This is a genomic window from Kribbella sp. NPDC050820, from assembly GCF_040653975.1.
GTDB lineage: Bacteria > Actinomycetota > Actinomycetes > Propionibacteriales > Kribbellaceae > Kribbella.
This window is the reverse complement of sequence record NZ_JBFAHB010000037.1, coordinates 1-26,450: the sequence shown is the minus strand read 5'-3', so window position 1 is coordinate 26,450 and position 26,450 is coordinate 1. Positions and strand designations below refer to the sequence as shown.

Below are 26,450 nucleotides of genomic sequence, written 5' to 3'. Positions count from 1 at the left end.
AAGAGCCGCCGAGACCTGGTCCGCGCTGGTTCCACTGATGTCCGCTGAGGGGTGGATGCTCGTCTCACTCGACGGCGGCCGCACATACCGACGCCGTGGGCGCCGCCTTCTCGGATCGACCCCGCCGCCAGCACCCGCCGCCATACCGATCTACGACGGGAGCGGCCGCACCCGGCTCCTGGTGGTCGATCTAGACACCAGCCGCACCAGCCCTGACACCGTCCTCCGCGATCTCACGGGGATCCAGAACCTCATCGAGCGCGCCGGTGGTCGGTATATCACCGACCGCTCCCCCAGTGGAGGCCATCACCTCTACGTCCCTCTCGCCGAGGCCCTAACCCTCGGCGAAGCCCGGGCGATCGCCCGGGCCATCGCTCACCGGTGGCCATCCGTCGACGCCATACCGATGCTCAACCCTGTGACTGGGGTCATCCGCCCACCAGGCTCCCTCTACAAGGGCGGCCGTGGCTACCAGGAACTCATCACCCCCCTGGCAGTGGCCTACGACATCCTCCAGCGGCCGGCCAAGGCGACGGTCGTCGAGGCGATCCGCCGTGAGCTCCAGCCCGAGCTCACGGCGCTCGCGAGCCAGCCCAGCAGCGACGCCTCTCTCAGCGACGATCTCGCAGATGCGCCCTGGCAGCCGCTGCCCGGCGGTCCGCGGGAACTCACCGCCCGCTTCCGCGAGATCGCCACGACCGGCGTCTACGACTCTGCCCGGTACCGCACCCCCTCTCAGGCTCGCCAGGCCGTCCTCTGCTCCGCCGTCGCCGCAGGCATGCGCCTCATCGACGTCGCGAAGCGCCTCGATAGCGGCCTTTGGCCTGGCCTCAGCAGCTTCTACCAGCGCTACCACCGGGCCCATCGACGCAAAGCGCTTCTCCGCGACTGGCGCAACGCTCACCGGCACGTCCTCGAAAAACGACAAACCCAACCCTTAGGGCGGAATAGTGTTCGTTATTGCGACACAAGGGGGTCAGATACACACGCGGGGGCGGCAAGTGCGACCGCATACCAACAGATCCGGATATGGGTGGGCGCGGTCGATGCTCACGCACGAGACCACCTCACCCCCGACCAGCACATGCTGTTGAGATCCCTGGCAGAAGCAGCACAGAAGACTGGGAGCATCGAAGTGGAGTTCGGTGTTCGAAGTTTGTCCGTAGCGGCTGGCAAACGGACTCACCAAGCTGTCGCCAAGAACCTTGTTGCCTTGCGTAACCAGCCGGATCCATTCATTGAGCTGGTGGAAGAACACCAAGGGACCGTGGCCGATCGGTATCGTCTGCGTCTCCCTGACCGCTATGACCACCACAGGTGGCGGACCTGGCGCCGGAGCACAATCCACGGAATTCGCGCCCCCTTCCGCGAGTTGGGAGCCATCGCGGCCCTGACCTATGAAGCCTTGGAGACGGCGTCAGAACCGCTGACCGGCCGCGGGATAGCCGATTTGCTCGGCCGCTCCCCCAGTGCCGTCAGCTCGGCCTTGGCGAGTCTCGCGGCGTGGGATCTGGCCGAGTACGCCGACCGTAGGTGGCGACTGTCGCCCCGGGCCGATTTGAACCTTGTTGCGGAAGCCCTCGGAGTGCTGGACGAGATTCGGGAACAACTTCAGCGGATTCGAGGCGAACGCCAGCAGTGGTGGCATTGGCTCGGCGTACGGCGGCTGCCCAGCCGGCCAGGAACACACGCTCGCGGTGCCCGCGTCGATCAGGCCCTCGACGCCGACGAGCCCCCACCGGATCTAGACGACTGGCTTGGCGATGAGTGGCAACGGATACCGAGCGCTCCCCCGGAGGACGAGCAGCTGACGTTGCTGCGGATGCTCGAGCAGTTGCTTGGGGCCGAGCCCATCCGGACCGCGGGCAGGCGTCGCCCGGCGTAACAGCCAGCTTTGTGTATGACGACGTGGTGCCTGCTAGCGGTCTCCGCGTCCTGGCCGAGGTCTGATTCCAGTTGGAATGACGCGGCGCGCCTGACTCTCCCCGTTCACCACAGACCCTTAGGTTTACAGGTATTGGAGGTAATTGATGGCAACCAAACGGAACGGACTCGGTGCAGCGGCCCCGACCCTGCAACGGCCCAGTGGTAGATCGCTCGCCCAGGCGGCAGGAACCTCTTCGGTGCCGGGAGCGCCAACTATCGAGCTGGAGGACAAACCGCGCGTTGGCATCGTTAACGCGATGCGTATGTCGGGCGCTGGAGCATCGGTACCAGAGGTACCGACCGACACTGTCGCCCCGAACCCCGACAACCCCCGAGTCGACCTCGGCGATCTCAGCGAGATCGCGAAATCGATCGAGGAGAAGGGCATCCTGCAGCCGCTTGTCGTTACGACCGCGGCGGCCTTCCTCGCGAAGCAGCCTCATCACCGCGAGGCAATCGGTGCCGCCGACTACGTCATCGTCGCGGGACACCGGCGCCACGGTGGTGCCCAATTGGCGAGCCGACCGACTGTCCCGATCATCGTCCGCGATGACCTGGCCGGCAGCGACGACGTCGCACAGACAGCGCTGATCGAGAACATCCACCGACGTAACCTCGTACCCCTCGAAGAAGCTCGAGGATTCCAACTGCTCGTGGAGCTCGGGAAGAGCCAGCGCGAAATCTCCAAGAGCACAGGCATCTCGCAAGCCCAGATCTCCAAACGGCTCACGCTGCTAAAACTCCCCCAGGCGATCCAAGACGCCTTGGCTGATGACTTGCTGAGTGTGAACGAGGCGCTCACCCTCGCTCAGCTACCCGACGAAGAACGCGTGACAGCCTTCACCAGGATGAGGGAGAACGGCTGGAGCGCCGACCAAGCAGTGGCTGAACTGAGCCGCGAGCGCGCCACAGCCGAGGCTATCGCTGTAGCCGAGCAGCAAGCACGCGCCGAGAAGATTCCTCTGGTCGATCCGCAGGAGACCTTCGGGACCGCCGAACACAAGCACAGGCTCTACGAGCCAGCAGACATCGAAACAGCCCGCACCGAGGGGCGCCTAGCAGGCCACGCAACGCGCGATGGGCTCCAGTACTTCACGATGACGCCAGCAAAGAAGGCGCCGAAGTCTGGTAGACCCGTCGACAGCGACGACAAAGCGCATCGTGAAGCCCAGGCAGCGAGGACGGAAGCTGGCCGGCGCGCCGTGGCCACCCTCCCGGCTGCGCAGGAAGTCAGAACCGCACTCACCGACGCAGTGCTCGCCGGCAGGACGCCCTTCGCCGAATGCCTCAAGCTGGTCCATAGCTGGCTCGGCGACAAGCTGGGATCGAAGGCCGATGATCCGACCGCGTGGCACCGGACACTGACCGAGCCCACCGATCGAACCCACGCAGCCTGGGCGATGACCATCGCCGCGCGGGAACTCAACATCCGCTGGGCTCGCGGTCCATGGCCCCCCGAGGCCATCGACTACGTGGTCTATCTGCAGCGCCACGTCGGATACAGCCCAACGCCCTGGGAACAGCAGAAGATCGACCTCGCAACAGTGGCCCACCAGGACCACCGCAGCCAGGGCCAGGAGGCCACGGATGAGTGAGCAGATCGCCGCCGAAGCCGACGAAGCACAGGTCCTGCCATGCCTGAATCAGTCCGGCAGCGTCGGCAAGAGCACAACCGTGACAGCGGTTGCCGCGATCCTCGCCGAACAAGGCAAGTCCGTGCTGGTGCATGACGCCGACCCTCAGGCCGACGCGACCTTCCAACTCGGTATAGCCGAACCAAAGTGGACCTCCGGCGACGTACTTATGGGACGAGTCGCAGCCGGCGACGCGGCAGTCGAGACGAACATCGCCAACGTTTGGGTGATCCCATCTGCACCGTCGTTGGCCGACGACGTCGAGATGATCCGAACTAAGGTTGGCGCCGAGCAACGGATCCGGCTTGGCCTCGAACCGGTCCGATCACAGGTGGACGTCATTCTCATCGACTGCCCAGGGACGCTGGGCATCCTGAGCATCGGCGCCCTTGTCGCAGCCGCGCACAGACGCAGGGGCGGGCCAGCATGGGTGATGACCTGCACCATGCCGGGTCTCAAGGAGATCAAGGGTGCACCTCGCCTGGAGGAGACCATCCAAGACGTAGCCGCGGCGTACAACCCGACTCTCCAGTTGGGGGCGGTCGTCCCTTGCGTCGTCCCGGACAAGAACGCAGGACTTCTGTACGTCGAGGCGATGGACATGCTCAAAGGAACTTACGGAGACCTCGTGACGCCGGGAGTGAGGCGTAGCGTCAGAGTCCCCGAGGCCTATGCGCGACAGATCCCCCTGACAGTGCACGCCCCGCAGGATGCCGTGACCGACGACTACCGAACTGTCGTTGGGAACATGCAGCAGCGAGGCATCCTGCCGAAATGACAGGGGCTCATCGGGGGAGAAGAGATTACTCAACACAGGTTTCCGAGGAAGTGCAGGCGAGGGTGCGCGCTACCGTGCTCGGCATGCGCATGGCCGCTGACCCGACTTACAGCAAGGCGACCCTCACCGAGCAGGCACTCGACAGGCTGTGCGCCGAACTCGAAGAGCTCCACAACGGTGGCCGACGGTGGCCCACCGACAACAGCCGCCTCCCGCCCGGGAGGATCCTGCAGGGGTGATTCCAACTGGAATCGCCCCTGCAACGATTGTTCCCGTGGGTGGAAGTCCGTCGACGCCCAGCCTTGCGATTCCAGTTGGAATCACCCCCTGCCCGGTCGTCGCCAGACCCCGTGCGGGCCGGGTGTGTTACCCGTGGAAGGCGAGTCAGGAGACTGCATCTATCTGTCAGTGAAATACTGACGGGCATGGCGACGCGTCCTCGGGTACATCGGACGGAGGTCTCGCGGGCCATTTTGAGGATCGCTGAGCGTCGCTTGAAGGTGGACGATCGGCACCGTGAGTCGTTGCCTGATTCGCCTGATTCGGATCCGCTTGAGGTGCTGGACTACCTGCGCAGATACAGCGGTTCGGACATCCCATTGTGGGTACGCCGCGCCGACGTGTGCGATGCGCTGACGCTCAACACCTGGCTGTGGTGGGAGGACCGGCGCCGGGAGCTGCACTTCCTTCGGGCCGGGGTCGAGTGCGGGCTTCATCTGGCCGAGATCGGCAGCCAGATCGGCATCGGCAAGCAGGGGGTGCGTGACCGAATCGATCGTCTGGAGGCGCTGCTTCGTTACGACCGGCCGGACGAGAAGATCATGCGCCGTGAGCGACGCCTCGAGCAGGAGGCGGGGGAGGGGACGTCGCCGGAGCTCGCGTGGCTCGCGGCCCGACGCGATGTGATCGTCGCGGTGATCGTGGCCCTGATCGAGCAGGCCGAGCACTACGCGCTGGCTGAGGACGATCGGGAGTGGATCGACGAGCTCGCGGTGGACATCGGCGAGGAGCGGCTGACTCCGGCGACGATGGTGATGCTGGGCCTGGCAGCGGCCGAGCTGCGGACCGCCGAACCAGTTCTGGCGCTGTCGAGTCAGCGCCCGTTCACGGTCCATGAGGTACTCCGTCGAGCCGATGCCGTGCGCAGCGACTTCGCTGCGCTGGCCCAGGAGCGTCACTGACGGCTGGAGCACAGCCAGGCCGGGGGATCAGGATCCGGGCAGTTTCCCGGCCTCAGCGTCACGAATCCAGGTCGCAAGGGCGCTCTGAGTGAGGTCGTGTGCGAGAGCAAACTGCCGCATCGACTGCCCTGACGCGTGATACTCCTGCACGGTCTGAGCCTTGAACTCTGGCGTGAACACCCGCCGTGGCGCACGGGATGCCGAGCTGTCGACCTCAGCGCGCCGGCGACCGCGGCCTGGCCGGTGCTGCTTGAAGTCGTCGACGGTGCTCTCGAACCAGTACGGCGACCGTTCGTCGTAGCGGCCGTCCGGCTTGGGCGCTCGACCGTCGGCGACGTAGTCGCGCCAGGTCGACGGCTTTACTCCGGCGAGTTCCGCGGCCTCGTTGGTTCGCAGCCTGGGGCCTTCGGGCATCCGTTGTCTCCGATCAGCACAGGGGGCGTTGCTCGTTCCGGTTTGCGGCCTCGCCCGGCCACCGACACCTATCAGAATACAACGCTAGCGCCGTAAACTTTCCATCGCAATCCCTTGAGTTTACGGCGCTAGCGCCGTAAACTTATCTATGTCGGGAAGGAACGGCGAAGGGGATTGCTGGATGTTGGAACTGACGCTGACGGATCTGTTCTGTGGGGCCGGTGGGTCCAGCTGGGGCGCGATGCTCGTGCCGGGAGTGCTCGTGCGGATGGCGGCGAACCACTGGCGGCTGGCCGTGGAGACACACAACACCAATCACCCGTGGGCGAATCATGACTGCGCCGACCTGTCGCAGGTGAATCCGCGTCGGTACCCGCGCACGAACCTGCTGTGGATCAGCCCGGAGTGCACGAACCACTCCGGCGCGAAGGGAAAGAAGCGCGACAGCGACAGCCAGCCGGGGCTGTTCGGCGAGCCTCCGCTGGAGGACGAGGCGGCGCAGCGGAGCCGGGCGACGATGTGGGACGTGCTCCGGTTCACCGAGCACCACCTGTACGACGCGGTGATCGTGGAGAACGTGGTCGAGGCATCGAAGTGGAGCCTCTACCCGGCGTGGCGCGAAGGGTTCCGGGCGCTCGGGTACTGCGTCCACGTCGTCTACATGAACTCGATGCACTTCCAGGCGCTGGGTGACGCGGCGCCGCAGTCGCGGGACCGGGGCTACCACCTGGCGCACAAGGAGGGGACGCCGTGCCCGGACCTGAACAAGTGGACCCGGCCGAAGGCGTACTGCTCGAACTGCGACCAGGTCGTCAACGCCATGCAGGCGTGGAAGAAGCCGACCGCGATCTGGGGCCGCTACCGGCGCCAGTACGTCTGGCGCTGCCCAAGTGTCAAGTGCCGCAACGCAGTCGTCGAGCCGTGGATCCTGCCCGCTGGCACGGCGATCGACTGGGACCTGCCGGGCCAGCGCATCGGCGACCGCAAGAAGCCGCTCGCGGCGAAGACGCTGCACCGCATCGAGGAGTTCTTCCAGCGCTACCCCGACGCGTGGATCGCGCACCTGGACGGGACGCGGGACGCCTTCGACCCGACGGATCCGTAGAGCCGGCTGGCGCACACCGCCCTGGTGCCGTGCGAGGGACGTGACGGCAAGACGGCACAGTCGGCCGCTGACCCACTGCGGACCCAGACGGCGCGCAACGAGACCGGAGTGATGTTCCCGCCCTTCATGGTCGAACTGCGCGGCGGCGGATCGAAGTTCCGCTCGCTCGACGAGCCGATGGCCACGGTCACCGCCGGCGGCAACCATCACGGGCTCGTCGTACCGGCCGGAGGAACCTGGAACGAGGACGCACGATCGACAGCCGAGCCGTTCCGGACCCTCACGACCCGCGACTCCTACGGCCTGGTCGTCCCGTACAACCGCACCGGCGTCGTGCGTACGACGAACGAGCCGTTCGGCACCTTCACCACCAGGGACCGCTACGCGATGGTGATGCGCAACAACACCGGCGGCGCGGAGATGGTCACACCGGTGACCGAGGAGCTGCGCACGATCACCACCGCCGGACACCAGTCGCTGCTCCACGGTTCGGTCCCGTCGGTTGACGACTGCTACTTCCGGATGCTGGAGCCGCGCGAGATCCAGGCGGGCATGGCGTTCGCCCCGGACTACACGATCCTCGGCAACAAGCGCCAGCAGGTACGCCAGCTCGGCAACGCCGTGACGCCGCCTGCCGCCCGCGACTTGGTCGCGGCCGTCGCGGAGTCCCTGGGCAGCGAGATCGAATTCGCGGCCTGACGAACACCTGAACGAGCAGGGGAGTGGCCTCGCCCAAAAACCGAGGCCACTCCCACCACGTCAGCCTCCAACATTGCCACGCCCCGGCCGGGACGCACCGGCCTGATCCGAAGGAGACCCCGATGGCCCGGACCTACACCGCACGGGCTGGCTGGATCGAGATCGCCGCCGCCGGGATCTACGAACGCAGCAACCAGGGCTGGGGCGAGGCCCACGAGCCGGACCGCCAGCGCTGCCGAGACGACGCCCGCAGTGCCATCGAGGCCTTGCTGAAGGCAATGCCACTGCCGACGGCGCGGCCGCCGGCGAGCCCGGGCCGGAGTCGGCGACTCAAGATGGCCGACTTCAGCGGCTTCGAGTTCACGGCGCTACCGCAGTAGCCGTACGCCTCTGTGACCATCAACCGAGGAGGAACCCTGAATGAAGCACCTGGATGAAATCGAGGCCGGAACACTGGTCCGCCACGTCGACCAGGCCGAAGGCTCTCCCGAGATCCTGGGACGGGTGACAATCCGCCGGGTCGACCTGGAAGAGCCCGGCAGGGTGGCTGTCTGCATCGAGACCAGCCCGGGACACCTGCTCGCGCTCCCAGCCAGCACCCTGGTCGAGACCCTGAGCCTGTGGCGTCTGTCCCGTGTCGTCGACGTGATCGAGCCACGCGAGATGCTCGCCTGCGTCGTGGCCGCCTTCACCGAGGACGAGGCCTGCCTCGTGGCCGCAGCAGAGGCCCTGGGGGAGGGAGCCGTGAGCTGGCAAACCCGCTTCTCCTTCCTGACCGTCGAACTCATCGGCGACGCCGGAGGTGTTGTCCGGGAGCCGGGGATGGTGCTGGCCGACGTCGTCGTGGCGGACTGACCGACAACCCCTGGGTGGGGAAGCGAGGACGCTGTTCCCCATCCCAGGGGGCCTGCCAGGCGAGTGGAGCCCCTCCAGCGAGCCCAGATGAACACGAGAAGATGTAACCCACTCTCGTGAGTTTACGGCGGTAGTGCCGTAAACTTATCTCATGACAGCGAGCACCACAGCGACAGCCACCCCGATCGTGGACCTCCCGCCTGAAGACCGCGTTCTCGCGGGGAGGTGGCGCTACGACGGCGAGGAGTGCGCCGTGCGCTTGATCGACGGATCGCAGGTGACCGGCCGCACCTACGCCGCCCCCGGATGGGACGATCCCGAGCCCGGTACCAGTCCAGGCATCCGGGTCGTCGCCGGGTCGAACGAGCACTGGATCTCCGTCCGCCGGGTGAGCCGGATCGAGGAGAACCGCGACTACGTCACCGACGTCTTGAGGGTGGGGGAGCGGGTCCGGCTGGTCGCCGGCTTCCCCTGGTACGGGGGCGCCTACCGCGGTGCCCTGGTCGAGATCACCGAGATCGAGCACGGCCACTACGACCAGCCCTACAACGCGTCCTACCTGGTGACCCCACTCGCGCCGGGATCCGCACACATCAACATCGCGGTCACTCCGTGGGACCTAGCCGTCGAATGGTTCGACGAGACGCCCATCGGCTGCGAGTGCGAGCAGTGCGGCACGGGTTGGTACTACTCCTCCAGCTCTGCCTGAGGCGGCAGGCGCCCCGGGGCGCAGGAGGGAACGACTTGAGGTGTCGCGCTCGGCGGGAATCCGCCCCCGCCGAGCGCGGACGAGGAATCAAGCCATCGCCGAACTTCTCGGAGGATCGATATGCACCAGCACGCCGACATCGAGACCCAGCCGACGACCCGGATCAGGACCTTCGACGGGACGCCCCTGAGCGGCGTCTACATCGCCGACGACACCGACCCGTGGATCGAGGTCGACGGCGTACCCGTCACCTGGCCGAGGGATGGGCTGTTCGGAGCCGAGGGCAACGACTGTGCCCAATGCGTCGGCAAGCCCGTGCCCGGCGTACTCACGCGGATGAACTCCGAGATCGGCATCCAGCGCTGCGACACCTGCCTCCGCTTCGACGGCGACCTCGAGGCGGCCCAGGCCCTGGCCGAGCTCGTCGACGGAGTCGTCAAGTTCGAGCAACAGCCGCCGCGCTGACGCCAGCACACGGAATCTCCCTCCGACTGAAAGGGCGCGTGGATGCTCTACCTGGCTAATCCCTGCGGCAGCCCAGCGATCCGGGCCGCGATGGCCGCCGGCCAGCTCGGCTACATCGACTCGCCCCGCCAGGGCAACGTGCGCCCATCGGGCGTGCTGTGGTGCGCCGACAACGGCGCCTACGGCAAGGGCTGGCCCGGCTACGACCGCTGGTACCGGTGGCTTGCCACTAACGCCGCCGACTCGGCCAGGTGCCTGTTCGCCACCGCGCCCGACGTCGTCGCGAATCACGTCGCCACCGAAGCCCGCTCGCGGCGCTGGCTGCGGCGGATCCGCGCGCTCGGCTACCCGGTCGCGTTCGTGGCCCAGAACTTCATGGAGTACTCGACCTGGGACCTTTGGGACGAGATCGACTGCCTGTTCATCGGCGGCGACACCGCCTGGAAGCTCGGCGACGAAGCCGCGAACCTTGCCGCCGTGGCCGCATCCTTGGGCAAGTGGGTCCACATGGGCCGGGTCAACTCCGAGAAGAGGTACCGGTACGCCGAGGCGATCGGCTGCGACTCCGTCGACGGCACCTACCTGACCTACGCTCCAGACCTCAACCTGCCAGCGGTGCAGGCGTGGCGGCGCACGAGCGACCAACTCCTCCTCTTCACGTAAGAGGCACAAGCCCCGCGAGGTGGGCCCGCGGCAAAGCAAAGAACCATGCCCCAGGCAACCAATTCGACTTGAGTTTACGGCTCTAGCGCCGTAAACTGTAGACACGAACCGCACTCCGGAGGGAAGCGACAAATGCTGGAACTCGTGACGATCAAGCAGGCCGACCTAGTGACCGGCGACGTCCTCCACCGCTCGGGCGACCTGGTCATCGGCCCCCCGGATCTGATGCCCGACAACCGCGTCTGGCTCGATGTCCTTTCCCTGGAGCCGCCGGTACTCACGACCCGGGCAGCCGGTGGCCCGCGGGAGCTGACCGGGGTGGCGTCGATCACCGTCGAGGTCGACCGGCCCGAGGCCGACGACCTGCCGTACTCGGCACCGGCCCGGCACGTCGAACGGGGAGGGATCCCGGCGGCTCACACCGACGGCGAAGAGATCGCCGCTCAGATGCGGCTGTGGTACCGCGACGGCGCCCACTTCTCGACCCCGGAAAGCCTGCTGTACGACGTACCGACCGACGTCGCCGCAGGCGCGTTCCGTGCCGCCTGCCGCTGGATCAACGCCCAGGCTTGGGCCGACGACGACCCGGACCGGATCGCGGCAGAGCGGATGACCGTGCACGAGGTGATCGCGTGCATCTTCCTGCACTACGCCCCCGGCAACCGTCAGCCCTGGGACAAACTGATCCAGGCCACGGCCAGCTGGTCATGAGCCCGGGGAGGGGGTCCGTCGAGCTCCACACTCCAGGCCCCCTCCCCGTTCCAACCCCACGGTACGGGTCCGCCGGTCAGTCGACCGCCGGACCACTGCAAGAAGCGGCAATTTCCATCACAGAGAACCACCCGGTCGACTACGGTCGGCCCCTGACAGCAAGAGTGCCCCGGGCAACAGCCTCTCCGCCCGGCACCGATGCTCACCGAAAGGACGCAGCTTCCGATGGACCCAGCAGCGGGCACGATCGCCAGCAGCTCCCGGACCGCCGGCCTCGACACCCCCCGCCCGTCGGAACTGGTCGAGACGACCGGCGCCGACAAGGTCGCCTACGCCTTCTACGCAGTCGCGGCCTCGGCCGCGCTGGTCGGTCAGGTGTGGGCCGGGGTCAAACACATCCCCTGGCCCAGCGAAGGTTTCCCGATCCCGCTCCGGATCGCACTGGTCGCCCCGGCCGTCGGTGTGATCGAGCTCGGCGGCGTCGCCACCGCCGCCCTCGCCGACGTCCGCCGCCGCAAGGGGGAGAATGCCTACGCCTACCGAGCGATGTCCCTGGCGGCCGCCATCGTCGCCCTCACCTTCAATGTCGTCGGCCACTGGACCCCCGAAGAGCGGTTCCTCGCCTTCGGCTTCGGTGGCCTGTCCGCGTTCGCCTACGTGCTGTGGATCGTCCACTCCGGCGCCCGTCGCCGCGACGCGCTGCGCGCGACCGGACACATGGCCCAGACGGCACCGGTCTACGGCCTGGTTCGCTGGCTCCGGGATCCTCGGCTGACCTACCGCGCCCGGCAACTCGCTCTCGAGCACGGCTACGGCCTGTTCGACTCGGTCAGAATCGCGCGGGATGCGATGCGCACCGAGCGCCGCAACCACGCGATCAGCCAGGTCGTGGCCGAGACCATCGCGGCCCAGCACAAGGGCAAGCCCCTGCACGCGCAGATCGCGGTGACCGCCTACGACGTCCCGGCCGTTGCGGCCGAGATCAGCAAGGTCGTCGACAACCCGATGATGGCCCGGCACATCGCCCGGGTGCTCGAGCCCCCGGCGCACGAGCTGGAGCCTGCCCCGTCGGCCGAGAACGACCGACAAGCCGAGCTGTCCGGCGGGCCGTCGGCTCGCCCCGATGACACCGAGATCCTGTCCGGACAGGCAGATGCGGCACCGGACACCCCGGCGCCGGTCAACGAGGCAGCGGAGCTGCTCGCCGAGCTGCGCAGCGTCCTGGCCGCCTTCCAAGGAGGGCCCGGACAAGGATTCCCGGGCGTGCCGACTGACCAGCCGGACACGTCCGCGGACAGCGGTCTGCTGTCCGGTCGGACCGATGACCAGCCCAACGGCCCGGAAGACCCCGAGCCGCCGGAGACACCCGGGCCAGGCGCCCCGAAGGGCTCGCAAGGAGGCTCGGCCTCAGCGAGCGCCGCCGAACTGCCACGCCCTAGCGGCGAGCCAGTCAGCGTCGGACAGGGCGCCAGCGGTGGCCATGGTCATGCCGGACAGGCGCCGAGTGCCCCGGCTTCCTCCGGTCGGTCGCCACATCCCGACCCGGGACTTGCGGACACCGCGACCGCTTCGGACACAACCGTGCCTCGCCCCGACGTCGCCTCGCAGCCGCGCGCCGAGCACCAGGAAGAGCCGCAGGACTCCGCCACCGAGCCCCCGAGCCCGCCTCAAGGCCCCGAGATGCCCGCAGAGGCCCCGGCGGCGGCAGACGCCACGGCGACAGTGGACAGCACTGTGGCAGCACCTGGAGGTTCGGCCGCGGCACCGCCGGGGGAGGAGCCTGCCACCATGGCCGCGGCCGCCGGCGGGCAGAACTCCGGGGGAGGTGGACGCCCGGCGAACTACTGGGATCGCGCGTTTCCGGCCATGGAAGCCTGGGCCGACAACGGCGAGGAAGTGACCCCGCCGCGGCTGACCGCCGAGCTCGATATCCCTGACCGGACAGCCCGCCGCCTGGTCAAGAAGTGGGAAGAGATGCAAGCCAAGCAGCGGCGCCGAGAGAACCGCGACAACGTCTTCCCGCTGTCCGGTCAGCGGTAGCCGGGACATCCCGACAACGGTGGCCGGCCACCGTCATGTCCGGACACAATGACCGGACCCCGAAATCCTGGCCTACGCCTCCGTGTCCGGCCGTGTCCGGGCCACGACCGGACACGGGCACAGGCCCACCTGGCAGCTACACAAAGTGATCGGACAGGGGAAGCCTTGTCCGGTCAGCCCATCCCCAGGGCGGACACTTGCCGTGCCTCGAGGTTGGGTCGTCGCCGCGAGGCTGTCACCTACGACTGCGGGTCGCCGACACTCCAGAGTGGTCGCCAGTTCGGCGACCAAGGACATGCCCCGGAACCGCCGATCACAGAGCACGTCCCGACAGTCCTGCGCGGGCTCATGCTCCCGCCGTGGGCCTGCTTTCAGCCCGCGAGCCAGGCCTCGCCCCACCGGGCTTCTCGCCGCTCATCCGCGACCCCTGATCGACGTCGCGCGCCGTCCCCGCGTCGCCCGCCGCGGCCTTGGCCGCCGCGATCGCGCGTGCCAGCATCCCGCGCTCGCGCGCCGGGACCCGCCGGCTACTCACCCCGACCCATCCCTTCCATCCCTGCCGCACTGTCTTCCTGCTCTTCGTCTCTGACCAAGCGATCTTGCACCCGCCTGCATCGCCCACTCGCCACACCTCGCCCCGATCCCGCCTAGTGCCACCCTACCTTGCTTCTCATGTTCTACACACCTCTTGCACTAATAGTGAATGGGGTAGACTGGCGCTGCGCGCCGCCGACCGGCCCGGTGCCGCAGACGTCTCGAGCGTCCAGAGGCCGGTGTCCCGGTTGGAGGAGGTGGGCGGCGGTGAACATGACGGTTCACGTGCTGCACGCCGGCGACGGGTACACCTACATGACGCGGCATGTGGCCACGGGCGACAACGCGCTGCGGCGGCCGCAGACGGTCGCGGATTACTACACCGCGACGGGGAATCCGCCGGGCCGGTGGATGGGGTCGGGGCTGGCCGAGCTCGGCGTTTCGGGGGCGGTGTCGGAGCCGCAGATGAAGGCGCTGTTCGGGCTCGGGCTGCACCCGGACGCGGAGCGGCTGATCGAGGAGAAGACGGCGCGGCTGCTGGCCGAGGGTGCGACGCCGGAGGCCGCGGCGAAGGAGGCGATCCAGGCGGCGCGGCTGGGCCGGAAGTTCGCCGTGTTCGAGCCGCCGAAGGTCAACCTGCCGGAGATGCTGGACACGGCGTACCGGGAGGCTCGCCGGACACGTGGCCGGTCACTGTCCGTGGCGGAGCGGTCAGCGGTCAGGGCGGACACTGTCCGGTCGGCGTTCCGGATTGTCCATGACCGGACACCGGTTGACCGGTCAGAGGAGAAGGCCTTCGAGCGCAAGATGATGTCCGACCAGCGGCAGCCGGTCGCGGGCTACGACCTGGTTTTCACACCGGCCAAGTCGGTGTCCGTTTTGTGGGCGCTCGGTACGGCGGACACCCGCCGGGCGGTCGACGAGGCGCACCGGGCGGCGGTCATGAAGGCGCTGGCGTTCATGGAGAAGAACGCGGCGAAGACCCGGACAGGGCGGGCGGGCATCGCCCAGATCGACACCCAGGGCCTGGTCGTGGCGGCCTTCGATCACCGCGATTCCCGGGGCGGTGACCCGGGACTGCACACGCACTGCGCGGTGTCGACGAAGGTGCTCGGCGCGGACGGCAAATGGCGCTCGCTCGACGGCCGCGAGGTGTTCCGGTTCGGGGTGGCGGCGAGCGAGACCTACAACACCGCGATCGAGGACGAACTGCGCGCCCGGCTCGGGGTCGGGTTCGTCGACCGGGTCACGGCCCGGGGTGCCCGGCCGGTCCGGGAGGTCGACGGGATCGACCAGCGGCTGATCGAGGTGTTCTCGTCGCGGCGTTCGGAGATCGAGCGGCGGCTGACGGAGCTGATCAGCCAGTACCGTGCCAAGCACGGCAAGGAGCCGCCCAAGCCGATCCAGTTGCGGCTGGCGCAGCAGGCCACGCTCGAGACGCGCCGGGGCAAGGAAGCGCCCCGCGCGTTCGCGGATCAGCAGGCGGAGTGGATCCAGACCGCGGCGCGGACGCTCGGCATCATCGAGGAGCAGGTCACCTGGGAGATCGAGCGTGCGGTCGGGCGCGGCGTGGTCGAGCTCAGGTCCCGCGACGTCGACGTCGCGGCGTACGGGCAGGCCGTGGTCGCGGCCGTGACCGAGCACCGAGGGCAGTGGCGGGAGTCGCACCTGCGCGCCGAGGCCGAGCGGATGCTCCGGCCGGTGGCGGTGGATTCCGTCGGGGACCGTGAACGGCTGGTGAGCGCGGTCACCCAGGCGGCGGTCGCGGCGAGCGTGAAGATCGATCTGCCGGCACCGGAGCGGCTCCCGGCGCAGCTGGAGCGGGCGGATGGCCAGTCGGTGTTCGTGCCGCACGGCGCGCCGCACTACACGTCGATCGGCGTGATCGATGCCGAGTCGCGGCTGCTGGACGCCGCGCAGCAGGCGGTGCTGCCGGTGGTCGCGTCGGCGCTGTTCCAGGCGAGTCTGGCGGCGTTCCCCGGGCCGCTGGACTCCGGTCAGATCGCGTTGGCGCGCGAGTTCGTGTGCGGCGAGCGCGTCGTCGGCGCCGGTATCGGCCCGGCCGGGGCGGGCAAGACCACCACGCTGCGGCTGGCCGTGGCCGCGCTGCGGGACGCCGGCAGCGACATGGTTGCGCTGGCCCCGTCGGCGGCGGCCGCGCAGGTCCTGCGGGACGAGCTCGGGGTCGGCGCCGACACCGTTGACATGTTCTTGACCCGGGCCCGGTTCGGGAACATCGAGGTTCAGGCCGGTCAGGTGCTGGTGATCGATGAGGCCGGGATGACGTCGACCGCGAAGCTGGACGAGGTCGTGGCGATCGCGAAGTCGGTCGGTGCCCACGTCCGGCTGATCGGTGACCCGCGGCAGCTGAACGCGATCGGCGCCGGCGGCGCCCTGCGGCTGGTCGCCGAGGAGGCCGGTGCCGTCGAGCTGTACGAGGTTCATCGGTTCCTGGACCCGGGCGAGGCCGCGGCGACGCTGAAGCTGCGCGATCACAAGCCCCAGGCGCTGGACTGGTACGAGGACCACGACCGGATCTCGGCCGGTCCGCGCGACACCCAGCAGCTCGACATCGTGACCGCGTGGCGCCGTGACCTCGAGTCAGGTGCGGCGACGATCATGATCGCCTCTACCCGGGAGGCGGTCGCTGCGCTGTCCGAGCTCGCCCGTGACGGGCGCATCGCTGCCGGGCTGATCGACCTGTCCCGCACGGTGGCGCTGTCGAACGGCGCGACGGCGGGCGTCGGCGACGTGATCGTGACCCGGATGAACGACCGCTACAACCAGCGCGGTGACGGCGACTACGTCAAGAACGGCGACATCTGGATCGTCCAGGACATCACCCACAGCGGCACGATCATGGCCCGCCACGTCGCCAAGGGCGACGTCGTTGCGCTGCACCGCGACTACGTCACCGGGCACGTCGAACTCGGGTACGCCGCGACCATCACCCGCGCCCAGGGCATGACCGTCGACAGCGCCCACGTGCTCGTCGACGCCCGCATGCGGGCCCGGGAGCTGTACGTGGCCATGACCCGCGGCCGGCTCCGCAACCAGGCGTACGTCGTCACCGACGACCCCGCCGACATCGAGGTCGACCACAAGCACGAGCCGGTCTCGTGGTCGCGGCGGGTGCTCGAGCAGGTGCTCGGCAACGAGACCGACGACGACTCGGCGCTGCTGGCGATCCGCGACGAGCAGAACGCCGCCATGTCGCTGGCGCGGCTGGTGCCCGAGATGGAACACGGTCTCGAGCTGTACTTCAGCGACACCATGACGGCCGCCGTCGAAGAAGTATTCGGCCAGGCCACGACCGCCGACGCCGAAGAAGCCGCCGTCGGTGGCGCGGGCGCTGATGGAACAACGGGTGGCGATGAGGCCGGGCCTCTGGACCCGGAGACGGTGGCCCGGCGCGCCCGCCTTCTGCGCATCCACATCGACGCCTACGCGTTCTTCCGCGACCAGGTCGACGACAGCTGGGTCCCGAGCTACCTGGCCGGCCGCGGCCTCGGCACGATGGTGGCCAGCGGCGAGGCCGGGTACGCCCCGGCCGGCTGGACGGTGCTGCTCGATCACCTGCGCGGCCTCGGTCACAGCGACGAGGAGCTGCTCGCCTCCGGGCTGGCGACGACCAGCCGCGCCGGAACCCTGATCGACCGGTTCCGCGACCGGCTCATGCTGCCGATCCGTTCGGCCGACGGCGAGATCATCGCCTTCACCGGCCGCGCCGCCGAGGACGCGGGGGAGCAGATCCCGAAGTACCTGAACAGCCCGGGCACCGAGCTGTACGTCAAGGGCGACGTGCTGATGGGCCTGGCGGAGAACGTGGCAGCGCTGCGCGCCGGAGCGATCCCGGTCATCGTCGAAGGCCGGATGGACGCCGAGGCCGTGACCGCGTCCGGCGGCGGCCGCGTCGTTGGCCTGTCGCCGGGCGGTACCGCCCTCACCGCGGCGCAGGTCGCCGCGCTGGCCCAGGTTTACGACGTCACTACCGGTCCGGTCGTGGTCGCGACCGACCCGGATACCGCCGGTCAGAAGGCCGCTGAACGGGCCTGGGAGCTGCTGCGCGAAGCTGGCGCGAGCGACCTGCGCGCACCCCGGCTCCCGGCCGGTCAGGACCCCGCTGACCTGCTGAAAGACCAGGGACCCGGCGCCGTACTGGCTGCTGTCACGACTCACGCGCGGCCGCTGGTCGACCAGGTCGTGGAGCAGCGGCTGGCGAAGTGGAGCAGCCACCTCGACCAGGGCAACGTGCTGGCCGCCGTGGACGCGCTGCGCGACATTGCGCCGATCATCGCGGCCCTGCCCGCCGACCAGCGGGCCGCCGCCACCGCGAGCCTGTACCTGCAGCTGGACCTCGACGTCGAGGTCATCGGCGAGGAGATCTACAGCGCCGTCGACGCGCTCGCCGCGCAGCGCGCCCAGGACGAGCCGCCGCAGCCGGGCGAGGAAGCGCGGCCGGGCGAGCCGCTGGTTGCGCTCAGCCCGCAAGACATCCTCGAGGACGCGGCCTGGCCGGCGCTGTCGGATCGGCTCGCCCGGATCGCTGCCGCCGGCATCGACCCGGCGCAGGCGCTGCGCGAGGCTGTCGAGAGCCGCGAGCTCGACACCGCCGAGTCCGTGGTCGACGTCATCATCTGGCGCCTCGATCAGCAGCACGGCTACGACCTGGTGCCCACGGCACCCACCGGTACCGGCAGCACCGGCAGCGGCTACGAGCTGGCTGGCTGGCTGCAGGAACGCGCTGCCACCATCGAGGCGCGGCTGGCCGACCTGGTCGAGGTGGCCCGGGCCGAGCAGCCCGTCTGGCTGCGACAGGTCAGAGAAGGCCACCTGCGCGACGTCGTGGCCTACCGCGACCGGTACGGCATCGACGGCGCCGACGCCATCGGCCCCGAGCCGCGGCCCGGTCAGCAGCGGGCCCGGTGGAAGGCCGTGTCCCGATACGTGACTGAGCCTGGCGATGTCGGCGACATCGGCAACCAGTCGGATGCTCAGCGAACAGCCTCGCAGTCGCGTCCGCAGCGGCGCAGCCTCGTCGAGTTGGCCAGAGAACACGTGGAGCAGCAACAGAACGCCGCCCGTGCCGGGCAGGACTTCGAGCCGCCAGACCAGGGCCTTGGTCCCGAAGCCGGGCCACGTGGGCCACACCTGTGATGCGGAGCCGTGAAACCAGAAGCCGGCCGCCGGGGTTCTCGACGGAACGACGAACACGATGAAGAGAGAGGAGAGGACTCGATGATCGAACTGGCCGCCCCGGAGCCGTGCTGGATCATCCAGACGAGCAACCCGCACCTGGACGAGATCCACCACCGCACCCGGGCCGCGGCTGAAGCTGACGTGGCGCGCGATCCCCGTCGGTTCGTCGACCCGATCTACGTGCAGCTTCCGCGGTGCTGCTACCTGGCCCGCTGCGATGACTGCGGCGAGCCCGAGGGCTACGCCGAGTGCGACGGAGGATTCCACTTCCCCGACGTCAACCCGGAAACAGTGCTGACGAAGATGCACGACCTGAGCGTCGCCGCAGACGGCACGCTGCTCTGCGAGGACTGCAGAGACCGTGCCGCTCGATGGCGTCGGAACACGGCCGAGATCGATGTGCGAAGGGAGTTGCAGGTTCATGCAACGGCGCTGCGGCTACCAGGGTTGTGACACCTCCATCGATAAACTGCGGCTCAACAGTCACAGACGACGGGGGAGATGGGCATGGCGCGCGGGAGCAGTCGCCGACGTCGTGGCCCTGACCCCAACCAGCTCACGCTGGACTTCCTCTGGGGCAGCAACGAATCAGGCGACGAGCCAACCGTCGAGGAGCGCAGCGATGAACCGGTACGGAGCGACGGCCCGGAACTACTTCCGGGACTATCTCCCGACCCGGTACAGCCAGATCGAGGACCCGGAGGAGTTCTTCCAGGTCCTCGGGCAGCAGATCCAGGACCAGATCGTCGACCTGACGCCGCAGCTGGCGGGCGAGGACCCGGCGGGGGAGAGCTACCTGGAGAAGGTCGGCCGGCTCAACGCGGCGGGCAAGCAGGCCGAGGAGCTGGTGATGGCCGACCTGGTGTACTCCCAGACGCCGGAGAACGACTCGGAGGAACTGCCCGAGGAGACGGCGAACCACTACGGCGACCTGCACGAGACGATCCAGAGCATCCACGACCTGACCAGCTCGGCACTGACCGAGCCGCAGGAGCCGCAGGAGCCGGAGATCCCGGAGGATCCGCCGACGTCGAGCCGCTGACCTGGCGGCCCGACCCGTCCGGTCCCAGCGTCCCGTCTACTCCGAAGGCGCGCGCGGCCGCGAACCTCGCCGCGATCCGGCTGCTCGCCGAACTCGACCAGCGCGACGCCCCGGCCACTGCTGACGAGCTGCAGACCCTCGCCGCGTGGTCCGGGTGGGGCGCGGTCCCGCAGGTCTTCGACGATGCGAACACCGAGTTCGCCGGCGAACGTGAACAGCTCCGGGCCCTGCTGGACGAGCCGGCGTGGACAGCGGCCCGCCGGACCACGATCAACGCGCACTACACCGACCCGGCGTACGTGACCGCGATCTGGTCGGCGCTCGACGGCCTCGGGTTCACCGGCGGCCAGGTTCTCGAGCCCGGCTGCGGCAGCGGGACCTTCATCGGTCTCGCCCCCGACACCGCAGCGATGACCGGCGTCGAGCTCGATCCCACGACCGCGCGGATCGCGGCCCGGCTCTACCCCGGCAGCGACATCCGCAGCGAATCGTTCGCCGACACCCGGGTCACCGGCCGCTTCGATGCCGTGGTCGGCAACGTCCCGTTCGCCGAGGTGCGGCTCACCGACAGGGTCCACAACCCCAACGGCGTGCACTCGATGCACAACCACTTCCTCATCAAGGCGGCCGCACTGACCAAGCCCGGCGGCATGGTCGCGGTCCTGACCAGCCGCTACACCCTCGACGGCCAGAACCCCGCCGCCCGGCGCGAGCTGGCCGAGCTCGGCGACCTGGTCGGCGCCGTCCGGCTGCCCACCGGCGCGCACCGCCGGACCGCCGGCACCGACGTCGTCACCGACCTGGTCGTCCTGCGCCGCCGCGAACCCGGCCGGCCGGCCGATCCGGACACGCTGCGCTGGCTCGACACCACCGCCACCGTCCAGGTCGACGGCAGCGGCTACCGGATCAGCCAGTACTTCGTGGACCATCCAGAACACGTGCTCGGCACCTTCGGCCTCGGACGTGGCCTGTACGGCGAAGAACTCGTTGTCAATGGCAACGGCGACACCGCCCAGGGGCTCGCCTGGGCGCTCGACGACGTGGTCGCTGCGGCGGCCGCCAAGGATCTGCGATGGTCGCCCGCCGGCGACGACGCCGCGGTCGTCCAGCAGGCCGCCCAGATCGGCGGAGCGCCGGAGCTGTTCGTCGGGCACATCACCCAGATCAGCGAAACCGAGTTCACCGAGCTGGGCGTCGAAGGGGCCCACGAGCCCCTGACGGTGCCCGCGACCCAGGTGCGCGAGCTCAGCCACCTGCTGCGGTTGCGCGACACCGTGACCGGGCTGCTGCGCGCCGAAGCCGCCACCCTCGAAGACACCCCGGCGATCGACCAGCTGCGCGCCGAACTGAACCAGCTGTACGACGGCTACCACGCCACCTTCGGCGGACCCATGAACAGGTTCACCGAGCGGCAATGGACCGACAAGAACGGCAACCCGCGGACCAGCAAGACCCGGCCGCCGGTGATGCGGATCTTCGGCGGCGACCCGTTCGCGGCAACCGTGTTCGCACTGGAGGAGTTCGACGCCGCCAGCCAGACCGCGACGAAGGCCGACATCCTTCGCCAGCGCGTCGTCGCGCCCCGCCGCCCGGCACTGGGCGCGGACACCCCCGCCGACGCGGTCGCGATCAGCCTGGACACCCACGGCGAGCCCCGGCTCGACACCATCGCCGACCTTCTCGGTCTCGAGCAGACCGCCGCCCGCGACGCCATCCGCGGGCTCGTGTTCGACGAACCTGCCAGCGACCGGCTCGTCCCGGCCGCTGAGTACCTGTCCGGCAACGTCCGCAAGAAGCTCGCTGCCGCACTCGAAGCCGCCGCCGGCGACGAGCGGTACGCGGAGAACGTCACCGCACTGCGCGACGTCGTACCGGCCGACCTGTCGCCGGCCGACATAACCGCGCGACTCGGCGCGGCCTGGATCGGCCCGGACGACGTGCAGGCCTTCCTGCGCGAAATCCTCGAGGACCCGCGCCTGACAGTCGAGCGAGTCGTCGGCGCGCAGTGGAAGGTCGAGGGCGGCAACTACGGCATCAACGCCACCAGCAACTGGGGCACCACCCGCTACCCTGCCGGGCGCCTCGCCCAGCAGGTGCTGCGGCAGGCGACGGTCCGGGTCGTCGACGTCATCGACGACCACGGCGACAAACGAGAGGTGTTCAACCCGGTCGAGACCGAGGCCGCCCAGGAGAAGGCCAACCAGCTCAACGAACGATTCGGTGAGTGGGTGTGGGAAGACCCCGCCCGCGCCGATCGGCTCGCCCGTGTCTACAACGACACCTTCAACGCGATCGTCCTGCGCTCGTACGACACCGACCACCTGAGCCTGCCCGGTCTCGTCGAATCCTTTGAACCCCGGCCGCACCAACTGGCCGCGGTCGCGCGCATGATCGCCGAGCCCACGGTCGGGCTCTTCCACGAGGTCGGCGCGGGAAAAACGGCGGAGATGGTCATCGGCGTGACTGAACTGCGCCGGCTCGGGCTGGTCCGCAAGCCCGCCATCGTGGTCCCGAACCACATGCTCGAACAGTTCCAGCGCGAGTTCCTGCAGCTATACCCGCAGGCCAGGATCCTTGCCGCAGGCACCGAAGACCTTGCCTCCGACAAGCGGCGCCGCTTCGTGGCCCGGGTCGCGACCGGCAACTGGGATGCCGTCATCCTGACACGGACCGCGTTCGAGAACCTGCCCGTGTCCAAGGACACCCTGCAGACGTACCTCGACAACGAGATCACGCCGCTGCGCCTCGCCTTGGCCACAATGCAGAACGGCGGCGACCGGCGCACCGTGAAGCAGGTCGAGAAGGCGATCCTGGCCGCCGAGGAGAAGGTCAAGGACAAGCTGGACAAGGTGAAGGATCCCGGCGTCTCCTTCGAGGAGACCGGCATCGACTACCTGTGCGTCGACGAACTCCACGACTACAAGAACCTGCTCACGCCCAGCAGCATCCAAGACGCCGCCATCACCCCCGGCTCGAACCGCGCCACCGACCTGCACATGAAGGTCGAGTACCTGCGGAACCGCTACAAAGGGCGCGCCTTCACCGGGGCCACGGCAACGCCGATCGCCAACAGCATCAGCGAGGCCTACGTCATGCAGCGCTACCTGCGGCCCGACCTGCTCCGCGACGCACAGATCCCCGACTTCGACACCTGGGCCGCGACCTTCGGCGAGCTCGTGACCGCCGTCGAGATCGCCCCCGACGCCAGCAGCTGGAGACAGAAGACCAGGTTCGCGCGATTCCGCAACGTCCCCGAACTGCTGCGCATGTGGCACATCGCCGGCGACGTGAAGCTGGCCAAGGATCTCAACCTCGCCGTTCCCGACCTGGTCGAACGCGCCGACGGCCAGCGGATCCCGCAGACCGTCGTCGTCGAACCCAGCGACGAGGTGCTCGCCTATGTGCGCGACCTGGGAGAGCGCGCCGAGGCGATCCAAAACAAGCTCGTCGAGCCACACGAAGACAACATGCTCAAGGTTTCCGGCGACGGCCGCGCGGTCGCTCTCGACCTCCGGCTGCGCGAGACCCCCGGCAGCGACACCCGAGCCCTCCCGCTCGATGGGCTCGCCGCGCCGACCAAGGTCGACGTTGCCGCCGACGAGATCGCCCGCCGCTGGATCGCGAACAGGGACCGCCGCTACGAGACACACAACGGCGAACCACACCCGACCCCCGGCGCGCTGCAGCTGGTGTTCTGCGACCTCGGCACACCATCCGACGGCTGGAACGTCTACGGCGAACTCAAAGACCAGCTCATGAACCGCGGCGTGCCGGCCGACCAGATCGCCTTCATCCACGACGCCAAGAACGACCGCGCCAAAGCCCGACTCTTCGAGGCCGCCCGCACCGGCCGCGTCCAGGTCCTGATCGGCAGCACCAGCAAGATGGGCGTCGGCACCAACGTGCAGGACCGCGTCATCGCCCTGCACCACCTGGACTGCCCCTGGAGGCCGGCCGACATCATCCAGCGCGACGGCCGCGGCGTACGCCAAGGCAACCAGAACCCAGAGATCGAGATCCTGCGCTACGTCACCGAAGGCACCTTCGACGCCTACTCCTGGCAGACGATCGAACGCAAAGCGAACTTCATCGCCCAGTTCATGACCGGTAGCCTCGACTCCCGCGAGATCGAAGACATCGGTGAGCTCACCCTGTCCGCGACCGAAGTCAAAGCGCTCTCCAGCGGCAACCCGCTCCTGATGGAGAAGGCCGCCGCCGACGCCGAAGTCGGCCGCCTCGTCCGCCTCGAACGAGCCCACGCCCGCACCCAATCGATGCTCGAGCACCGCATCGGCGAGCACACCCGATCGATTGCCGCCAGCAACACCACCATCGCCGCCCTCGAAAAGGCGATCGCCCAGCGCGTCGACACCTCCGCCGACAAGTTCCGCATGGAGATCAACGGACTCCGATACAACGAGCGCGCCGACGCCGCGAAAGCCCTGACGAGCACCCTGGCCGGCGTGCTTGAGACCCGGCCCGGCCGCGAGTCACTGCGGCGTGTCGGTGCGCTCGGCGGCTTCGAGCTCACCGCCGAACGCTTCTATCTCGCCGACTCGCCATACGCCCAGGTCCGCTTCACCGGGGCACCCATCGACGGCGTACGCATCACCCTGGCCGAGAACCAGAACCCCGCGCCAGGGCTCGTCGTACGCCTCGAAAACGCCCTCCGCGCACTCGACAGGAAGCTCACCGGAGAACACGACTACATCGACGAGCTCACCACCGAGATCTCGCGCGCCCGCGAACAACTCGGCCAACCGTTCAAGTACCGCGCCGACCTCGACGCCGCCTACACCTACCGCAAGAACATCAACGACCAGCTCGACGCCGCCGCGAACCCGACCACCACCGCGCCCGCGGCCGGCCGCGGCGACGACAGCCCGGAGCAGGCACCAAGCCTGACAGACCGTGCCCGAGAGCACGTCCGTACCGAGCCTGCGACTCAGACCCACAACCACGAACCGCCACCCGCCCAGATCCAGCACCAACCGCAGCGCGACCTCCAGTAGAGAACTGAACATCACCGCCAACCAGGTCTGCGCCCTCGTTCGACGCGTCGACCTGCAAGCGATCAAGATCGGCGGCTGCGGGCAACGGCGAGTCGAACGGGACAAGATCGAGGAGTACGTCGAGCGCGTCTACACCCGAGACCCGGGCGTTCATCGATGCGCACCCCATCCGGAGAGGACACGGACCCCGAACTCGGAATAGATGATGCCCGCGAACCGCACATCACCAGCGGCACGTCGAGGCCCGCCGCCGAGCAAAGCCGCCACCAAGCGACCCGTTGCTTCCAGCCACGCCTCGCCGCCGACCCCCGCCGGCGAGGCCCGATCACGCACGGCGTCCCTAGGCCGAACGAGCTCGCTCGCATGTTGACAACGACAGCGCGCCCAGCCGTCCCGGAGCAGAACGATGACGATCAAGAAACCCCCGCCGACAGATGCCTGGTGCAAAGGGCTCTGGTATCGCGGCTAGGGGGATTTGCTCAGCTCCAGGCCGGCAGTGTGCGTGCCGCGCGCGTCGTCGCCTGGGCTGGTTGCCGGAGCCGCCGGTGCTGGTGCCGTGGGCGAGGTGATGGTGAACGCGACATCGGGACCAGTTGCCGTCAGCATCGAGGATCGCCGACTCGGTGGCGTGCCCGTCCATGATCGCCTCGACGAGTTGCCGGACGTAGGTCGGCTCGTCCGGGCGGCGCTGGTCGCGTTCCGCTACCCGCCGGATCGCCTATCCGGCCTCGAGGGATCACGCAGTCCTCGCCGGCATCGCGGACCTGGATCGAGATCTTCACCGCCGGACAGCACAACCAGGCCATCGCGGACGTACGCGTCACCGCCGCGCGCCGCGGCAGCGGCCTGCAGCAGCGCGACGACGTCGGTCCATTGCATCAGACGGGTTCTTCACCGCCTCCGAGTAGGTCCAGGTCGCCGAGCCCGAACGTTCCGTCGAGAAGGCCTTCGGTGGACGACGAGCGTGACCCGAACACCGGAGCCACGGATCTCGTGGGCGAGCGCGACCGCCGCTTCCAGTTCGGGTCCTCTGGTGGCGCGGGACGGGCGTACCCGATCCGGATATCTGTGCCTGCGGCCGGTTCGGCCGTGAGCAGCTCCGAGGGCTTTAGCTCATTGGTCATGCCCGCGAATCTTCTCAGGGAACGACGTTCGAGGGCTCGTTGGACGAGCGGGTTTCTGAACGAGTTTTGAAGGCGAATCGGGCCCGCTTCCGATCCGCCGAGTGGATCTTCAGTAAACGGTTTCTTGAAGATCGCGACCCATACGGAGGGCCTTGCCTTGGCGCGGCGCTTTGTCTCGGACCGCTTGACGGCTGTCGATCTCCGGCCCTAGGGTCACACCTCCAAGCTAAAATGATAATCGTTATCGTTATCGTTGACTGGCAGGGGTGAGGACGTTCTGATGGGGCACCTGTTGATGGTTGAGAGCTGGGTGGGGTCGATGAGCACGTTGCTCCCTCGCGGAATCCGGGAGGGAGGGC

General features: G+C 68.6%; 21 protein-coding genes. 18 read left to right on the top strand and 3 right to left on the bottom strand.

Going from position 1 to position 26,450, the window contains the following annotated elements; translation table 11 throughout:
* Nucleotides 1-181: 181 nt before the first annotated feature.
* From AB0H36_RS27590 to AB0H36_RS27570, 5 genes are all read left to right on the top strand, one after another.
* Complete coding sequence (locus AB0H36_RS27590) at nucleotides 182-1,885, top strand: hypothetical protein (protein WP_360529417.1); 1,704 nt, start codon at nucleotides 182-184, stop codon at nucleotides 1,883-1,885.
* Between the two features lie 145 nt (nucleotides 1,886-2,030).
* Nucleotides 2,031-3,521, top strand: a complete 1,491-nt coding sequence (locus AB0H36_RS27585) for a ParB/RepB/Spo0J family partition protein (protein ID WP_360529414.1) — start codon at nucleotides 2,031-2,033, stop codon at nucleotides 3,519-3,521.
* Entirely contained in the window at nucleotides 3,514-4,338 is an 825-nt protein-coding gene (locus tag AB0H36_RS27580) for a ParA family protein (protein ID WP_360529412.1), read from the top strand. The genes AB0H36_RS27585 and AB0H36_RS27580 overlap by 8 nt, the downstream gene beginning before the upstream one ends.
* 83 nt (nucleotides 4,339-4,421) lie before the next feature.
* A complete protein-coding gene (locus AB0H36_RS27575) occupies nucleotides 4,422-4,577 on the top strand; it encodes a hypothetical protein (protein ID WP_360529409.1) in 156 nt (51 codons plus the stop codon).
* A 285-nt stretch (nucleotides 4,578-4,862) separates the two neighbouring features.
* Entirely contained in the window at nucleotides 4,863-5,519 is a 657-nt protein-coding gene (locus AB0H36_RS27570; RefSeq protein ID WP_360529406.1) for a hypothetical protein, read from the top strand.
* Nucleotides 5,520-5,546: 27 nt separating this feature from the next.
* Here the strand turns inward: AB0H36_RS27570 and AB0H36_RS27565 are convergent, their stop codons facing one another.
* Nucleotides 5,547-5,933: a transposase gene (locus AB0H36_RS27565; protein ID WP_360529403.1), complete on the bottom strand. Its 387-nt coding sequence runs from the start codon at nucleotides 5,931-5,933 to the stop codon at nucleotides 5,547-5,549.
* 181 nt (nucleotides 5,934-6,114) lie between these two features.
* On the opposite strand from AB0H36_RS27565, the gene AB0H36_RS27560 reads away from it, so the two are divergent.
* The 9 genes from AB0H36_RS27560 to AB0H36_RS27520 all read left to right on the top strand — a co-directional run bounded on the left by AB0H36_RS27560 (nucleotide 6,115) and on the right by AB0H36_RS27520 (nucleotide 13,180).
* Nucleotides 6,115-7,038 (top strand): DNA cytosine methyltransferase, encoded by a 924-nt coding sequence (locus tag AB0H36_RS27560; RefSeq protein WP_360529400.1) that lies wholly within the window; start codon nucleotides 6,115-6,117, stop codon nucleotides 7,036-7,038.
* 24 nt (nucleotides 7,039-7,062) lie between these two features.
* A complete protein-coding gene (locus AB0H36_RS27555; protein WP_360529397.1) occupies nucleotides 7,063-7,737 on the top strand; it encodes a DNA cytosine methyltransferase in 675 nt (224 codons plus the stop codon).
* A 122-nt stretch (nucleotides 7,738-7,859) separates the two neighbouring features.
* Nucleotides 7,860-8,117, top strand: coding sequence for a hypothetical protein (locus AB0H36_RS27550; protein ID WP_360529394.1), 258 nt, complete (start codon nucleotides 7,860-7,862; stop codon nucleotides 8,115-8,117).
* 40 nt (nucleotides 8,118-8,157) lie between these two features.
* A complete protein-coding gene (locus tag AB0H36_RS27545) occupies nucleotides 8,158-8,592 on the top strand; it encodes a hypothetical protein (protein WP_360529391.1) in 435 nt (144 codons plus the stop codon).
* A 151-nt stretch (nucleotides 8,593-8,743) separates the two neighbouring features.
* Nucleotides 8,744-9,301, top strand: coding sequence for a hypothetical protein (locus AB0H36_RS27540; RefSeq protein WP_360529388.1), 558 nt, complete (start codon nucleotides 8,744-8,746; stop codon nucleotides 9,299-9,301).
* Nucleotides 9,302-9,421: 120 nt separating this feature from the next.
* Complete coding sequence (locus AB0H36_RS27535) at nucleotides 9,422-9,766, top strand: hypothetical protein (RefSeq protein WP_360529385.1); 345 nt, start codon at nucleotides 9,422-9,424, stop codon at nucleotides 9,764-9,766.
* Nucleotides 9,767-9,808: 42 nt separating this feature from the next.
* Nucleotides 9,809-10,429 (top strand): hypothetical protein, encoded by a 621-nt coding sequence (locus tag AB0H36_RS27530; RefSeq protein ID WP_360529382.1) that lies wholly within the window; start codon nucleotides 9,809-9,811, stop codon nucleotides 10,427-10,429.
* 132 nt (nucleotides 10,430-10,561) lie between these two features.
* Entirely contained in the window at nucleotides 10,562-11,140 is a 579-nt protein-coding gene (locus AB0H36_RS27525; protein ID WP_360529379.1) for a hypothetical protein, read from the top strand.
* Between the two features lie 225 nt (nucleotides 11,141-11,365).
* A complete protein-coding gene (locus tag AB0H36_RS27520) occupies nucleotides 11,366-13,180 on the top strand; it encodes a hypothetical protein (RefSeq protein ID WP_360529376.1) in 1,815 nt (604 codons plus the stop codon).
* Nucleotides 13,181-13,526: 346 nt separating this feature from the next.
* Here the strand turns inward: AB0H36_RS27520 and AB0H36_RS27515 are convergent, their stop codons facing one another.
* Nucleotides 13,527-13,715 carry a hypothetical protein gene (locus AB0H36_RS27515; RefSeq protein ID WP_360529373.1) on the bottom strand — a complete coding sequence of 63 codons (189 nt, stop codon included), beginning with the start codon at nucleotides 13,713-13,715 and terminating at the stop codon, nucleotides 13,527-13,529.
* A 272-nt stretch (nucleotides 13,716-13,987) separates the two neighbouring features.
* On the opposite strand from AB0H36_RS27515, the gene mobF reads away from it, so the two are divergent.
* From mobF to AB0H36_RS27495, 4 genes are all read left to right on the top strand, one after another.
* Entirely contained in the window at nucleotides 13,988-18,871 is a 4,884-nt protein-coding gene (mobF, locus tag AB0H36_RS27510; RefSeq protein WP_360529627.1) for a MobF family relaxase, read from the top strand.
* A gap of 81 nt (nucleotides 18,872-18,952) precedes the next feature.
* A complete protein-coding gene (locus AB0H36_RS27505) occupies nucleotides 18,953-19,366 on the top strand; it encodes a hypothetical protein (protein WP_360529370.1) in 414 nt (137 codons plus the stop codon).
* A gap of 169 nt (nucleotides 19,367-19,535) precedes the next feature.
* The gene (locus AB0H36_RS27500; protein ID WP_360529368.1) at nucleotides 19,536-19,955 is read left to right on the top strand and encodes a hypothetical protein; all 420 of its coding nucleotides are present in this window, start codon (nucleotides 19,536-19,538) and stop codon (nucleotides 19,953-19,955) included.
* A 299-nt stretch (nucleotides 19,956-20,254) separates the two neighbouring features.
* Entirely contained in the window at nucleotides 20,255-24,967 is a 4,713-nt protein-coding gene (locus tag AB0H36_RS27495; protein ID WP_360529365.1) for a helicase-related protein, read from the top strand.
* 878 nt (nucleotides 24,968-25,845) lie between these two features.
* Here the strand turns inward: AB0H36_RS27495 and AB0H36_RS27490 are convergent.
* Nucleotides 25,846-26,091 (bottom strand): hypothetical protein, encoded by a 246-nt coding sequence (locus tag AB0H36_RS27490; protein WP_360529363.1) that lies wholly within the window; start codon nucleotides 26,089-26,091, stop codon nucleotides 25,846-25,848.
* Nucleotides 26,092-26,450 lie beyond the last annotated feature (359 nt).